The sequence below is a fragment of the Dysgonomonas termitidis genome (genome assembly GCF_042654545.1).
In the GTDB taxonomy this organism is placed as follows: Bacteria; Bacteroidota; Bacteroidia; order Bacteroidales; family Dysgonomonadaceae; genus Dysgonomonas; species Dysgonomonas termitidis.
This window is the reverse complement of record NZ_JBHSGN010000156.1, coordinates 82,308-98,929: the sequence shown is the minus strand read 5'-3', so window position 1 is coordinate 98,929 and position 16,622 is coordinate 82,308. Positions and strand designations below refer to the sequence as shown.

General features: G+C 40.1%; 9 protein-coding genes. 8 read left to right on the top strand and 1 reads right to left on the bottom strand.

Going from position 1 to position 16,622, the window contains the following annotated elements:
* The first annotated feature begins 13 nt into the window (after positions 1–13).
* The 5 genes from ACFO6W_RS23985 (at position 14) to ACFO6W_RS23965 (ending at position 11,945) form a co-directional block, all read left to right on the top strand.
* Complete coding sequence (locus ACFO6W_RS23985) at positions 14–901, top strand: outer membrane beta-barrel protein (protein ID WP_380001285.1); 888 nt, start codon at positions 14–16, stop codon at positions 899–901.
* A gap of 73 nt (positions 902–974) precedes the next feature.
* On the top strand, positions 975–3,251 hold the full coding sequence (locus ACFO6W_RS23980) for a GH92 family glycosyl hydrolase (RefSeq protein ID WP_380001283.1): 2,277 nt from the start codon (positions 975–977) through the stop codon (positions 3,249–3,251).
* A 61-nt stretch (positions 3,252–3,312) separates the two neighbouring features.
* Positions 3,313–5,979: an alpha-L-rhamnosidase gene (locus ACFO6W_RS23975; protein ID WP_380001281.1), complete on the top strand. Its 2,667-nt coding sequence runs from the start codon at positions 3,313–3,315 to the stop codon at positions 5,977–5,979.
* Positions 5,980–6,881: 902 nt separating this feature from the next.
* Positions 6,882–9,608: a family 78 glycoside hydrolase catalytic domain gene (locus ACFO6W_RS23970; RefSeq protein WP_380001279.1), complete on the top strand. Its 2,727-nt coding sequence runs from the start codon at positions 6,882–6,884 to the stop codon at positions 9,606–9,608.
* 1,062 nt (positions 9,609–10,670) lie between these two features.
* A complete protein-coding gene (locus tag ACFO6W_RS23965; RefSeq protein ID WP_380001277.1) occupies positions 10,671–11,945 on the top strand; it encodes a phage integrase SAM-like domain-containing protein in 1,275 nt (424 codons plus the stop codon).
* A 343-nt stretch (positions 11,946–12,288) separates the two neighbouring features.
* Here ACFO6W_RS23965 and ACFO6W_RS23960 read toward each other — a convergent pair whose 3' ends face one another.
* Positions 12,289–13,146 (bottom strand): helix-turn-helix domain-containing protein, encoded by an 858-nt coding sequence (locus tag ACFO6W_RS23960; RefSeq protein ID WP_380001275.1) that lies wholly within the window; start codon positions 13,144–13,146, stop codon positions 12,289–12,291.
* Positions 13,147–13,624: 478 nt separating this feature from the next.
* On the opposite strand from ACFO6W_RS23960, the gene ACFO6W_RS23955 reads away from it, so the two are divergent.
* The 3 genes from ACFO6W_RS23955 (at position 13,625) to ACFO6W_RS23945 (ending at position 16,616) form a co-directional block, all read left to right on the top strand.
* Positions 13,625–14,839 (top strand): FimB/Mfa2 family fimbrial subunit, encoded by a 1,215-nt coding sequence (locus ACFO6W_RS23955; RefSeq protein WP_380001273.1) that lies wholly within the window; start codon positions 13,625–13,627, stop codon positions 14,837–14,839.
* A 149-nt stretch (positions 14,840–14,988) separates the two neighbouring features.
* Positions 14,989–15,984, top strand: coding sequence for a hypothetical protein (locus tag ACFO6W_RS23950; protein ID WP_380001271.1), 996 nt, complete (start codon positions 14,989–14,991; stop codon positions 15,982–15,984).
* Between the two features lie 26 nt (positions 15,985–16,010).
* Complete coding sequence (locus tag ACFO6W_RS23945) at positions 16,011–16,616, top strand: DUF3575 domain-containing protein (RefSeq protein ID WP_380001269.1); 606 nt, start codon at positions 16,011–16,013, stop codon at positions 16,614–16,616.
* Positions 16,617–16,622 lie beyond the last annotated feature (6 nt).

Below are 16,622 nucleotides of genomic sequence, written 5' to 3'. Positions count from 1 at the left end.
TAATTAAATGATTATGAGAAAAACAATAATAAAAGGCCTTACAGCCGTTTTCATTTTATTTACTTCGGCTACTGTTCTTTCGGCTCAGGGAAACAAGTCTGAGGTTTCGGTATTTGTAGCGGGAGGGTTGTCGACGCTGGATTATGAAGCGGCTTTTGGCAACCATAAGAATGGTGCCGGAGGTAACCTTGGGATAGGCTATACCTATTTCATTTCCGAAAATTTCGGATTGAATACAGGGGCTGAGTTCTCCCTATATCAGGCTGAGTTGACTAAAGATAAGTTTAATAATGTGTCCCGGTCTCTGGTTGACGCATCGGATGGAGAATTGTATGATTTTTATTCTTCGGTGAAGGGTTATAAGGAAAAACAAAATGTGACATATCTGAATATCCCGCTAATGGCGCAGTTCCAATCAGGGGAAAAGAACAAGCTGTATGCGCAGGCAGGAGTTAAATTGGGCATTCCCGTGAAAGGGAAATACAAATCTTCGGCTTCCGAAATGGTAAATAAAGGATTCTTTCATGATACTGAAAACTGGGGTGAAACTCAGGAATTTATGGGCTTCGGAACGTTTACAAATTATTCGAATAATGAAGATATCAGGCTAAGGGTCGTTTGCTTTTTCAGTGCCGATCTGGGTATGAAGTGGGCTTTGTCGGATAAGCTGTTTTTATATACGGGCGCATATCTCGATTACGGATTGAATGATATCGTGAAAGACAGCCGCAATCAGAACTTTATCAAGTTTAGGGATACATCCGAAGGATTGGTTACATTGAATAGCAGCGTCCTTAATTCATCGATCGGCTATGGTAGCAATACACTTACCCAAACGTTGAGTGACAGGGTGATACCTGTCAGTATCGGGCTAAAAGTCAGATTGGCTTTAGGGTTATAAATTATAATTATCCGCAAAGTCCGGATATAAGAATGTTTAATATTCGGACCTTGCGGATTCAATAATCATATATATGAAAAAAATTAACTTTATATTCTGGGTTCTTTTATTATCCGCTACAACCGCCAATGCGCAGTTAAAAGACCTTGTGCAATATGTAAATACGCTTCAGGGAACCGATTCCAATTTCGGGCTTAGTTACGGTAATACATATCCTACAACGGCTATGCCTTTCGGGATGCATACATGGGCAGCTCAGACAAACAGGAACGGAGAAGGGTTCAAATATATGTATGCCGATAATAAAATCCGAGGATTCCAGCAGGCCCATCAATGTAGTCCGTGGGTGAGTGACTATGCTGTTTATTCCTTGATGCCGATGGTTGGCGAATTGATTGTTAATCAAGATAAGAGAGCCGCGAAGTTCAGCCACGATAACGAAATCGGCAACCCGCATTATTATAAAGTTACATTTGACAATGGTATTACTACCGAAATGGCGCCTACAACGCGCGGGGTACATATCCGCTTCTCATTCCCTGAAAACGGGGACGCTTATTTGGTACTCGACGGATATACCAATATGAGCGAAGTAAAAATAGATCCGCAGAAAAGACAGATTAAAGGCTGGGTAAATAACCAGCGTTTTGTAAATCATCCGGAAAACTTCCGTAATTATTTTATAATACAATTCGATAAGCCTTTTGAGGCATATGGTACATGGGAGAATGAGAAAGACAAAATTTTCCCTGACGAATTGCATCGCGACGACAAAGGTGCGGGTGCATACATTAAATTCAAAAAAGGAACAACAGTACAACTAAAAGCTGCTTCATCATATATAAGCCCCGAACAGGCATTGCTCACATTAAACAGGGAATTAGGCAACGATGAGAATCTGGAAGTAACAAAGGCCCGGGGGGCAGAAACCTGGAACAAATTACTGAGCAAGGTAATTGTAGAAGGAGAAACGGATGAGCAAATAAGAACTTTTTATTCGTGCCTTTTCCGTGCGAATCTTTTTTCGCGCAAGTTTTACGAACGTAACGAAAATAACGAACCTTATTATTATAGTCCTTACGACGGGAAGATTTATAGCGGTTATATGTATACCGATAACGGATTCTGGGATACATTCCGTACACAATTCCCTCTGACTAACATTCTTCACCCTACTATGCAGGGACAATATATGAATGCCTTACTCGATGCGCATGACCAGTGCGGCTGGTTGCCTTCATGGTCACAACCCGGCGAAACAGGCGGTATGATCGGTAACCATGCAATCTCGCTTCTTGCCGATGCATGGGCAAAAGGTATCCGCACATTCGATCCCGGACGGGCTTTGAAAGCCTATGCGCACGAAGCGATGAACAAAGGCCCGTGGGGCGGTGCTAACGGACGTATTTTCTGGAAAGAATATTTCCAGCTGGGTTATGTCCCATACCCGGAATCGTCCGGTTCTACTGCACAGACGCTTGAGTATGCTTACGATGACTGGTGCGGTTATGAACTGGCAAGAATGACAGGAAACCGTTTCTATATGGATGTTTTTGAAAGGCAGATGTATAATTACCGCAATGTATTTGACCCGACCGTGGGATTTATGAGAGGAAAAGATAAAGACGGAAAATGGCAGGAACCATTCGATCCGTTTGTCTGGGGAGGTCCTTATTGTGAAGGCAACGCGTGGCATTATACATGGTCTGTTTTCCATGATGTACAAGGCCTGATCGATATGTTTGGAGGTCCCGATAAAATGACGGCGAAGATGGATTCGGTATTCACCGTTCCTAATATTATCAAACCCGGCACTTATGGCGGTGTAATCCACGAAATGAGAGAAATGGAACTAGCCGGCATGGGACAATATGCACAAGGTAACCAGCCTATCCAGCATATGATTTATATGTATTCGTATGCGGGGCAGCCATGGAAAACCCAATACTGGGCACGCCGTATAATGAATGATCTGTATAATCATACGGAGAGAGGTTATCCGGGCGACGAAGATCAGGGAGGCATGGCGTCATGGTATGTTCTTAGCGCTTTGGGGATTTATGCCGTTTGTCCCGGAACGGATGAATATGTATTGGGTAGTCCGTTATTCAAAAAGGCGACTATTACGATGGAAGACGGTAAAAAATTTGTAATCGAGGCAAGCAGCAACAGTAAAGATAATGTATATGTACAGTCTGTTACATTGAATGGCAGCCCGTTGAGCAAGAACTATATCACTTACAAAGACATCGTAAACGGAGGAACAATCAAATATGAGATGGGAAGTCAGCCGAACAAGAGCAGAGGTACGGGTAAAGACGCGGTTCCATTCTCTCTTTCAAAAAAATAAACCGGACTTGTCATCAAATCATTGTATATCTTATATATAATCCTTAAAAACAAGAAAAATTATGCAAAAGAAAAAATGTTTAATTTTCACAATCATATCTTTCCTGTTTGTTGCAATCAGTTGCAGTCTGAATGCCTCTATAACAGTATATGACCTGAAGTGTGAAAATCTTACAAATCCTGATGCGATAGATAATACATCGCCGCATTTCAGTTGGAAGATAAAATATACCAAAGGAGCCATGCAACAACAGTATTATGAAATACAGGTTGCCTCCGACAGTATGTCTTTGCTCGGAAACAAGGCTGACTTATGGAATTCCGGCAAGCAAAAATCGGCCTCTTCCGTAATGGTCCCATACAAAGGTAAGGGATTGGCGTCGCGTTCACTATGCTACTGGCGGGTTCGTGTATGGAACAGTAAGAATGAAGTTTCCGGATGGAGTGGAATCAACAGATTCGGAGTAGGTATAATAGATAAGGAAGATGCACGGGGTAGTTATATAGGTCTATCGCCGGCGGCGGGGAATGTACAAAGTCCGATTCTAAGAAAGAGTTTCAATGTCAATAGTATCAATACATCGTTTTTGCATGTCAACGCATTGGGATACTATGAGGTATATATCAACGGCCGGAAGGTGGGCGACGATGTACTTTCTCCTGCAGTATCGCAGTTGAATAAAAGGTCTTTGATCGTTACATACGATGTGACCCCTTACCTGAAAGAAGGTAAAAACGAACTGGTCTTGTGGCTTGCCAAAGGATGGTACCGGAAAAACACATTCGATGCCGTATATGACGGGCCTTTGGTGAAGGCTCAGCTGGATATCAAAGAGAATGGCGGATGGAATACCTTGATTGCGACTGACAGCTCCTGGAGAGGCAGGCACGGAGGATATGTAGAGACTGGTATATGGCAGGCACTCCGGTTTGCAGGTGAAAAGCTGGACGGAAGAGTACTTCCTAAAGATTTGAACTCCACAACCCTCGACCAGATGAGCTGGTACCCTGTCGTGGAAATCGCCGTTCCGGAACATAAAGCCACGCCCGTAATGACGGAGCCTGACAAAATACAGGAAACCTTAATACCTCAAAATATTAAACAGTTGAGTGATAATGCCTGGCTGGTAGATATGGGTAAAGTGCTGAATGGCTGGTTTAAAATCCGTCTGCCCCGGCTTAGCGAAGGCCAGGAGGTTTTGATGGAGTACACTGATTTTATGGATAAGGAAGGTAAATTCGATGATCAGGGACAAAGTGATATTTATGTCGGGGTAGGCAACGGTACGGATATATTTTGTAATAAATTTCATAGTCATGCTTTCCGTTATATCCGGATATCCAATCTTACGGTCAGACCGGATAAGGAAGATATAAAAGCATATCTCATCCATACCGGTTACCGTCAGGCATCGACATTCGAATGTTCTGATCCTGAATTAAATGCCATACACAACATGATTCAATATACCATGAAATGCCTGGCATACAGCGGATATATGGTAGACTGTCCTCATCTCGAACGTGCCGGATACGGAGGCGACGGGAACTCTTCGACAGAAAGCCTCCAGACCATGTATAATGTTGCGCCCCTGTTTACCAACTGGCTGCAGGCATGGGACGACTCGATGCGCGAAGGCGGCAGCCTGCCCCATGTCGCCCCCAACCCGGGAGCCGGCGGCGGTGGTCCGTACTGGTGTGGCTTCATTATTATGGCTCCATGGCAGACATATCTGAATTATAATGATCCGAGATTGATAGAGAAGCATTACCCGGCCATGAAAGAGTGGCTCGGCTATGTGGAAAAATACACAGTGGACGGATTGCTGAAACGATGGCCGGATACTCCGTATCGTGACTGGTTTTTGGGAGACTGGCTGGCACCGATCGGTGTAGACTCAGGTAATGAGCTGTCTGTAAATCTGGTTAATAACTGTTTCGTAAGCGATTGTTTTTCCAAAATGGAAAAGATAGCGGGAATACTGGGTAAGCCCGGTGAAGCAAAAGAATTTGCCTCACGCAGGGATAAACTTAACCAACTGCTGCAAAAGACGTATTACAATAAAGATGAAAAGATGTATTCGACAGGTTCACAACTGGATATGTCTTATCCTATGCTGGTTGGGGTCACCCCTCCTACCCTGTACGACGATATCAAAGAGCGGCTGCTCTCCCTGACTGCAGAACGGCACAACAATCATATAGCCGTGGGACTGGTCGGGGTACCTATCCTTACCAAATGGGCAATCGAGAATAAAGCCGTCGATTTTATGTACACGATGCTGAAAAAGCATGATTATCCGGGTTATTTGCATATGATAGACAACGGGGCAACTACTACCTGGGAATACTGGAGCGGTGAACGCAGCAGGGTGCATAACTGCTACAATGGTATAGGAATGTGGTTCTATCAGGCTGTGGGAGGTATTCGTACCGATGAAGATAAACCCGGCTATCAGCATGTGATAATAGAACCGCAAATCCCTAGAGGCGTATCATGGGCAAAGACTACGAAAGAGTCGCCTTACGGTACTATTTCGGTAGACTGGAACCTGAATGCCGGTAAACTGACAATCACCGCCGTATTGCCTGTAGGCAGCACAGGGACTGTTATATTACCGCAGAGTGCGACAAATTGTAAGCTGAACGGAAAGACAGTTAAGACGAGAAATAACAGTGTTGCAATCGATAACGGATCTTATACTTTTGAAATACTATTGGCAAGCTAATAACGGGTTACAGGCTGGCGGGAACATAAATTTTGCAAAGTGACTGAAAACTTGTGACAGCCCGAAGGGCAAAGTAGCTTGCAGGAAAGATTAAGGATGTTGATTACACGGCATCCTTAATCTTTATCTAACAAATTAAAGACATTATATTCAGTGGAACTGTCATGAAAATAATTGTTTGATTTTTGGAAAATACTTTATCTATATAGTAAGCTATTAGTTAGCTGATAGTTCTTTGAAAGAATGAACGAGCCCCCTAAATCCCCCAAGGGGCAGGGCTGTTAAGTTCTGAATACTTATATCCTCTTTGTCATGTTGAGCGAAGTGAAACATCTCCTAAATAGAATGAGATCCTTCTTTCCACTCAGAAACAACGTTCGGTAGAGCGAAGCGGAGCCAATGACAGTAGAAAATAACAGAACAAAGCGGAGAACTTAACGGCCTTGCCCCAAGGGGGACTTACAGAGAGGAAAAAAGGAACAGATAAAAAATAGTGGAAAAAGTGTAACTTTTGTAACTTTTTTGAAATAGTTACGAGTTACTTCGCCCTTCGGGCAGTTACGGGTTACAAGGAAAAGAATTAGCTCCGCTGACCGTTGGTTCTCAATTTTTCATTCTTCATTCTTAATTGTATTTCGTGTTACCTTTGTTACTTTTTAACCATATATGGTTAATAAAAGTAAAAATTTGAGAATAAAAGAATGAAAAATGGATTTTACGCCTCATGACCTTTAAGAAAGAAATTTTTTATGAAGGAGATGCTTCGCTCAACATGACAAAAGGATTAGCTCCGTTGAGCGTTGGTTCTTAATTCTTCATTGTACTCTGTTACTTTTGTTACCTTTTTTGAGTTGAATGTTGACAATTAAAAATAAAAAGAGACTTTAAATATATTTTTATCCATGAAAAAAAATAGGAAAAATATTCTTATCATACTTTTTGTAGTCATTTTTACTGCCTGCGAAAAGAAAGATATTCTTGTAGAAAATCTATTATGCGACTATATGGAAGAACCTTTATCCATAGAGAGTGTTACCCCTCTCCTCAAGTGGCAACTCTCGTCAGATAAAAGGGCTAAAAGTCAGTCAGCATACCGCATTCTGGTTTCAAGCGATATTTCTTTACTGGAAAAAGATCAGAGTGACTATTGGGATTCGGGGAAGGTACAATCGTCCGGGTCGATCATCAGATATAAAGGAATACCTCTGAATTCGAAGGCGCAAGCGTATTGGAAGGTAATGGTATGGGACGAAACCGGTACACCTTCCGGTTGGAGCGATATAGCCACCTGGACTATGGGGCTGCTTCAGCCCTCCGATTGGAAGGCCAAATGGATAGGACAAAGAGTGGATCAGTTTCCTGACTCCACACAGATTTTTCCGGCACCTTATCTCCGGAAAGAGTTTGCTGTTGGCAAAACCGTAAAAAAAGCAATGGCTTATATCAGTGGCCTGGGTTTTTACGAAATGTATATCAATGGAGAGAAAATAGGAGACCAGGTATTGTCCCCGGCCGTTACCAATTATGACAGGCGTTCGCTTAAAAACCTTTTGTATCATTACGACGACCAATCCACCCAACGTGTGTTTTATAATACATTCGATGTTACTAAAAACTTAAAAGCAAAGAACAACGCCATAGGAGTAATACTGGGTAATGGCTGGTACAACCAACGCGACCGCATTGTCGAAGGATATATGTGGTATGATGTGCCCAAAATGATACTGCAACTGGAGATAGAATATAAGGATGGAACCCGGGAAACGATCGTTTCGGACAAATCATGGAAGGCAACGACCGGCCCATTGGTGCATGATGCCATATTTACGGGGGAAGTTTATGATGCCCGTCTGGACCTGGGGGCGTGGAACCGTGAATCATATGAAGATAAGGCATGGCAGGCGGCCCTCGAAGTCCGCCCTCCGAGCGGCAGGTTAATGGCGCAGACCGTACCTTTCACAAAGGTAATGCGCACGGTAGACACTACGTTTAAAAATTCCGGCGATAGTATTTATACATTTACTCTCCCGGAAACTGTTTCGGGATGGTGTAGCATCGATGTTAAAGGAAATAAAGGGGATATTTTGAAGCTTCGGTTCATTACCGAGGAGGGTTACGATTACGGGCAAACAGATACCTATATACTGAGAGGAGGAAATAGTGAGACCTGGGAGCCGAAATTCACATGGCATACTTTCAGAAAGATAGAGATAGCAGCGAAAGGTACCTCTGTATCGGAACGCAGCGTAACAGTCAAATCTATTTATACGGATGTAGACAATACAGGCAGCTTCGAGTGCTCTAATGAACTCTTCAATCGTATACACAGAGCCTGGGTCCGCACTATGCATGCAAATTTTAAGGGGATCATAAGCAGCGATCCACACAGAGAAAGGCTGGCGTATACAGGCGACGGACAGGTAATATCGGAGAGTTTGTTATATTCGTTCGATATGACGCGTTTTCTCAGCAAATTCATTGATGATATGGATGATGCCCGAAATAAAAATTCCGGCTATGTACCGCATACCGCACCATTTAGCGGCGGCGGTGGCGGTCCCGCGTGGGGATCGGCCTATGTGATAATACCATGGGCTTATTTTTGCCATTACGGAGATATCTCTATATTGCAAAAACATTATAATGGAATGAAACAATGGATAGGATATCTGCAAACAAGAACGGACGAAAGGGGACTTGTGGTCAGGGAAGAGCCCGGGGGATGGTGTCTGGGCGATTGGTGTACGCCTTACAATAGTATAGAGATCCCCACAGAATTTGTTAATACGGCTTTCTTCTATCGTACAGCCAGTATAATGGCCGATGTAGCAAAAGTATTGGGCAGAGGTGATGATGAAGCAGCATTTGCCTCTTTGGCGGAAACGATAAAAAGCAATTTTAACAAGGCTTTTTTTGATCCCTCAACCAGTCATTACCGGAAAGGAAAGCAAGGAGCCGACGCTTATGCTCTCGCATTCGGACTGGTACCCGGAGATAAGCGGGATAATGTTCTGGCAGCCATGCTGGAACACCTGGAAAGTATCAATTATCATTTCGATACGGGGATATTCGGCACACCTCTTACTTTAAGTGCGTTAACCGAAAACGGAAGGGTGGATATCGCATATAAGCTGATGGATCAAAAAGACTTTACAGGATATGGCTATCTGATGGATGACAAGAACAGTACCCTATGGGAAACATGGGATGGCGGCGGTGATGATCCCAATGGAAGCGGACATTGTCATCCGATGTTTGGCAGTGTAGTAGCATGGTTTTACAATTCGCTTGCCGGAATAAAAGCCGATAAGTTAAATCCGGGGATGAAGCATTTTTACATAGAGCCGAAACCGGTTCAGGATTTACGGTATTGTAAAGCATCCTACAATAGTTTGTACGGAAAGATCGTTTCGGACTGGAGTATCGATAAAGAAGAGAACTTCTGTCTTAAGGTACTTATTCCTGCGAATACGACAGCAACGATAAGCTTTCCGGAATGGGGAAAAAATATTGTTTCCGAATCGGGAATCCCTCTTGAGAAAGTAAGTGGGATTACGGTAGATAAGAAGAGTCCGAATCAAATAACTGTTCCATCCGGAGCTTATAGTTTTATCGTTTCAAAGTATTGATATTAAAATTATTATAAGTAGATTAGAGAACAGGCCCTCTCCTATTCTCCCCCATGCAGGGCATTGTAAATTCTTCATGGGGGAACAGAGGGCTTCTTTTTCTTCTGCTTTTCTCTTTATTTATAAAGACTTTTAATATAAGATAAAAGCTTCCGGATTAAATAGGACATACATATATTCTTATTATCTTTATGGCTAAATCATAAAAATTATTGACCATAAAGTAAAAGAGCTGTAGCTTAGGGCTTAGTTATGATGATAAATATAAATTGAAGATAAAGTTTTATATTGCTTTTCAATTCAGCAAAGGTAAATCCGGCACAGTTAAATTGAATACAGAAGGAGTTTCGTAAAGAATCTGTAAAGCGGGACCCAGAGAGGTGCAGATTTTATCTATATAGTACGTGCAGGGGCCTAAAAGGTAATTTTATGCCAATACAATACAGGGGTGAGTATAAACAGGCCTGTATTTATAATATGTTTTATTCATTGGATTTTCTTTCCGACAGAAAAAGGTTTCTATCCAATAGAGATGAAGCAAAAGGACGACAGACAAAAGAAGATATAAGAATTTTTTTAGAAGTATGACTCCGACAGGGGCATCATCTTTTTTACGATGAATTCAGTTTGTTTGGCATCGCTATATGGTTTCTCCATAGGGCAGTAATTTCTGATTGCCTACAAACAGATTTCTAAGAAAAGGTTGCAGGTTTTAGGAGGGGAAAGCCTGCAAAGAGAGGACTTGTTGTAAACTTTGATTAAAAGAGCAACTTCTTATCCGTCAAAGAACGTTTAAGGGAGACTTTCGAATATACCAGGGTATCCTCTATATTGACAATATCAGGCATTGATGTATATCCAGATCCGGAGATTTATTATCGGCTTGCTTAAGTCCTGTAGAGGAAGCCAGGTGTTATATGAGGGAAATAATTACCAAATGTATTTATAATCTATCGAAGAACACGCCTTCAGGTTTTGACAGTTAATATCAAGTGAGTTTATCAGAATATTTGAGTAATTAATTTTTTAATATTTATATAAAAGAGCTTAATAATGGCGACTATGTCTTTTATCTACCGTCCTTCATCCAGAGGTACGGATTATGTTGGAAGTTTGAATATGAGATTCATTCACCATCGTAAAATTAAACAGTTGAGTATTCCGTTCAAATTGTACCCTGAAGAATGGAACGCAGACCAGCAACGGATAGTACATAAATATCCGGAAAGAGAATCTTATATACTTCAGGCTGAAAAGTATCTGGCGCAAAGCAAAAGTCTATTCGAACAGGCTGTGTGTTTATTGGAGAAAGACGGGCATTATGATGTGGAGGATATTGCTCTCCACTTCAGATATGACTCGTCGGATATGAGCCTCCAGCAATTAGTCCGGCAATTATCCTGTGAACTGGTACGTTTCGGACAGGAGCGTACAGCCCGGGCTTACCGGACAGCAGCCTATGGACTTATAGAATTTAATAAAGGGAAAGATATTCCTCTAATCCATATTGATAATTTTCTTATCAGGAGTTATGAGCGCTCCATGAAAGAAAAAGGACGAAGCCTGAACACTATTTCTTTTTATATGCGGAATCTACGGGCTATCTATAATAAAGCTGTACGCAAAGGATTTATAGAGAACAAAAATGAAAACCCATTTTTGGAAGTCTATACCGGAGTGGATAAAACACGAAAACGAGCACTTAATCAAGAGGAAATTCTGCGGCTTCATAATTTGAAATTCTCTCAGTTCTCCGATAGTGAGAAGGTTCCTGATTCTTTGAGCGATGTGAGTCTGTACAAGGCGTGGCGTTTATTCTTCTTTTGTTTCCATACCCGTGGTATGAGCTTCGTAGATATGGCTTATTTACGTAAAGATAATATTCAGGGCGAGCTTATCCGTTACTACCGGAAAAAAACAGGACAGATGATAGAAATTAAGATAACACCCAGATTACAGTCACTGATAGATAGCTTTGCTAACGACGTGAAGAATTCACCTTATTTATTCCCTATTATCCACGATGATAATAAGTCGAAACGATTGTACTATGAAAGCGGATTACGCCAACAAAACAGATATCTCAAAATCCTGGCATCCCAAGCCAATATCGACAAGTCCCTATCTACACATGTATCCCGTCATAGTTGGGCAACAATGGCAAAAAAAGAGAACCTGCCTATATGGGTAATAAGCGAAAGCTTAGGACACAATAATGAAAAAACAACCTATACCTATTTGGCATCTTTGGATCGCTCGGTTTTGGATAACGCAAATGATATTGTTTCAGCTTCTATAGATATAAATCCGCGAAAGCAGTTGTTTGCAACAGATTGAATATTTATCATTATCATAACCTTGCAGAACTCATATGATATTATCTCCTGTTTTTCTTGCCTTATATAAGGTAAGCTGAGATTTGTATAATTCTAAGAAAACGCCATCTTTATGTAAATAGTATATATGTATTATTAATAAAAAAACTGTTAAAATGTTCATAAATATGTCAATTTATAAATGTTAAATACATATCTTTACGATCTGTAGATTGTTTACCATCAACTCCGTCACTTTAGAAGTGACAGGCAGAAGCCAAAAAACGGATACACAAATTTATTTAAATTTTAATATTAAACCTTATTAATAGCTACCCACTTATTCTGATTTTCCGCCAAACCTATTATTTTTCTCTTATATTCCCCGGTGGCTTTCCGAAATTAGCTTTACAAAAATCATTAAAACTAGGTAAGGATGCAAATCCGAAGTCAGAACTAATCTGTTTAAAAGTTTGATTCGTATTTCTTATCTGATGAAAGATCCTTTTAGCTTTCTGATCCTTCATCCATTTATATGGAGATAATCCAAATATACGCTTAAATCGTTTTTCGAAGCCGGATGTTGTGTAATTCATGGCATTAGCGAGTTCTCCCACCGATTTGTATTTATACCAGGTATCCATGATAGATGCTGCAAACTCGTTTCCACTCTTCAAATCATATTGAAAGAACTCCCACAAAACATTTTTCGGATAAAACCATCGGAAAATATAGAATAACTCTTTTATTTTCAGCTGATAAAAAGACCTGCATTTGACACCAACATGTATATAATCAAGCAGATTATCAAGATACTTCTCTAAGTATTCATTCATTTCCAGTGTGAATAAGCTATTTACTGTAGAGGCCGGGCGTTTAACCTTATATATGACTTCTTTCTCAAGATCTTTGAAATGGTAATTATCACAGAAACAAGTATGCCCTTGTATGCATATTACAAAAAAGTTACTTTTCTCCAATGCCTTACAATTAAACTTATAGCCTGTAGGAAGATATAATATCTGCTTACATCTAATTTGGCAATCAGAATATTCCCCGAATGAAAAGACAAATCTCCCATCTAACAAGAATATCAGTTTATTGCCCAAAGACAGATTGTCCCAAGATTCCCCCTCTTCAATAGAAACGAATTCTATTGCGGGATTTTTATCATGGTCGTAATTTATACATCTTAAATGCTCTTCTAAATATAAAAGTCCCATAACACCCAAGTTTTCAATATGTTTAACAAATGTTTGTAAAAAAAAATCATTTTTGCCTTTACTTATACATAGTATCAATTACAACTATCTATTATTCAAATTAATAGCTATTAATTTACATACTATATACCCTTTCGGATAAATAATTTGTTCGACAGTTTGTAAAACTATTTGAAGGTTGGGTTAGTATTTTATATACTATATGTCAGCTATTTATATATCAGTGTCTATCTTCTGCCTGTCACTTCTAAAGTGACAGACTATTAACAAAAAGATAATATTATTACAAACTTGATAATAGTAATATTATCAATGATATAGCATGAAGCGAAATGAATTATCTAATGTTAAGACTATTTGATCGAGTTATATATTAACAAATACTGTTTGACATTGATAAAGTTTGGATTGGGAGAGATTATCCATTTTTTAATCAACTATATTATCTAAAATCTATTTTAAATTAAAAATTAGAAAAATGAAAAAAGTATTATTTAGCCTGGCTTCTGCCATCCTGCTACTCTCTTCTTGCGGTAGCGATGAAAATGTTCCGGTGGCTTCAAATACAGGAGACTTAGTGACTGAAGTCAGATTTGATGGTATTACCACCAAAGATGCGTCTTCAACAGCTATCCCTGTTACTGGTTGGAGCAACGTGAACAAAATACAATTATTTTTATATAACTCAGTGAGTGGCGCTGTTGCTTTTTCAGATGTTATAGATCCATCAACGTCTTCAACCAAGGTTTTTAAATGGACAAATGTACCTCAGGGCACTTATGATCTGGCAATCGTGGCAAACATCAAGAGCGATGTGGACAATGTGGCTACTTCACTCGATGGCGGTACAACTTGGGCAAAATTTGATGCATACAATGTTTTGAACAAAAAACTTAATTCTGAACTGTTTATCGATCTGAAAGAATCTACTCTGCCTGCCGGACATACTTTCTCTCAAACGGCTGCATACTCGCCTGCTTCAGAAATATTCACGGCATATTCTTCAAATATAAAAGTAGAAGAAGGAAAAACTACAGACCTTTCTTCTACCCCGTTAATGCTGAAAAGAGAAATCTCATTGATGCGTATACGCGTAGATAAAACTGATAAGGAGGACGCGCCAAAGTTGAGCACGGTAGATTTTGCCAATACCAGTAATTTTATTGCTATAGGAAACATGCCTGTTGGTATAGGCCTCAAGTCGGGATCATTTGCCGGTGGTATTTATGCGACTGCTTCCGATGCTAACAGAATTATGATCGGTTCCAGCGGAACAAGTACTTATAATGATGCTGATCCGACAACAGGTTATGACCCAAAAGTTATTGTTGATAATAAATTTACGCTATGGAAAGATATCCATGTATTACCAAATGCCACCAAGGCAGAAGGGAAAGCTACGAATGTTAACGCGGAGCCTGCAAGAATGTATTTTGTTATCCTCACAGGATGGGCTCCAACCGGATATCAGTATGCTGATGGAACAATAGCATCAAAACCTCAATCGGTATATTGGGCAGGTACAATCAAAGGTGTTTTCTCTCCAAATGTGATACGGGAAGTAAATATGACCATCAAATCGAAGGGATACCCCGAAATACCTGAACCTCAAAACGAAGGCACACTGATTATAGAAGTTGGCGCTCCTGAAAACTGGAACTCAAAAATAGAAAGCGAACAAGTCGAAGTCTAAATATTTGTGCCGGGTTTTTCATAAACAATCAAGATCTGAATAACTAATTGAACATTATTATCTTGCTCTTTTACTGGAACAATACTTTATCCAAGTATTGTTCCGGCAGGGCGGATAGTAGCTGGATGTTATCTTATTATCTAAAAAAAATGAATAAAAGATATTACTTACAGTTTTTTTATCTACCTGCTCTATTGTATTTATCATCATGTACATATGACTATTTCGAGGATGAAACCAATTATGAAATTTATGTACCCAAAGCTGATAAGAATATAAGGACAGAGACATATAGTATCGAGGATCTTAGCATCTTTATCTATAATGATGAACTTAAAAAGGAAAGATATTCCGGTAGTCCATTTTCGGAAAATGCACGAAGCAGGCTGGGAAATTTTAATTTCAGGCTTTATCCCGGCAGTTACAATGTGTACTGCTTTACAAATGCCCAGGGAACACTTTTTCAGGACTTAAACATATATAGCCAAGCCAGATTCGATCTGCAACAATCTACGGATGGAACTTATAAAGAACCTTCTGCAATTTATCTGGAGTATAAAACTCCATCAATTAACTTTCCTGGCCCGGTAGTTTCCGATACGGCTTTTTTTGAACGGAAATATGTAGGGCGTATTTGCATAGCTTTTAAGAATCTTTTCAAATTAGATGCTTCATTAACATATACCAATATAAAGAAAATAGACATTGAGGCCTCAGGTGTAGGTGTCACCCAATACCTGTTGGCGCTAAAAGACAGTACCAGTACTCGGTCTTCGCGAAATAGTACATCAGATATAATGCGATTGAGCGGTAAAACATTCGATGTTGAATATAAAGACTTCGAATTCGGGGTTCAGAATTATTATTTTCCTTCACCCGACTTATCAGCAGAAGGACGTGAGCTTGAACCCATCGTTTTAAAGTTGAGCTTTATCGGGCAATCTGATAATACCTTATCCGTTTTGACCATTCCTTTTACAGACAAAATGGGAATCCCAATCGTCTTGCATATGAATGAGACCCACATAATAGAAGTTGATGGTAATAATATCCAGATATTGAGGTTAGAGGATCCGGAGAAATGGAATCCTCAGATAGAGACGGAAGAAAACTCCGGCCCCGGTGGTGGCGGAATAGGCGTATAAACAGATATTTATTAATTTATGAATCAATGAAACATTATTTTAAATACATTTTTACCGGTGCTATACTACTGATGTTCTTTTGTTATACCCCGGTAGTAAAATCTCAGGCACTGAAAACAAATATTCCTTTTATTTTGACCGGAAACCCCAATTTTGGTATTGAATGGACTGTCGGACGGCAGCTTACGATAAACACAGATGTCATGTGGATGCCCTATTTATTCAAAAAAAATGAAGAAGTGTTCCGGGTACTTGTCGGCAGTCTCGATTTCAGGTATTACCTCAATCCTAAGTATTATTATACAAACGACCTTTGGGACGGTTTTTATGTAGGACCTTATGCAATGGCCGGAAATTTCAATATCGGACTAAAAAACAAGGATGAAGAGAAAACCAGTTACCGTCGCAAAGGATGGGGAATGTCGGCCGGAGTCACAGCCGGATATAAATTCTATCTGTCGAGCCGTTTTCGCATAGATGTTAATATTGGAGTAGGATATGCTCTTCTGGAATATGATAAATATCAACTTGGGGGTGAATACGCAAATTTCGCAGAGGAAATCAAAAAGACAAAAAATTATGTAGGACCCACTAAAATCGGAGTATCATTCGTGTATAATATATTCAGATAAAAGACT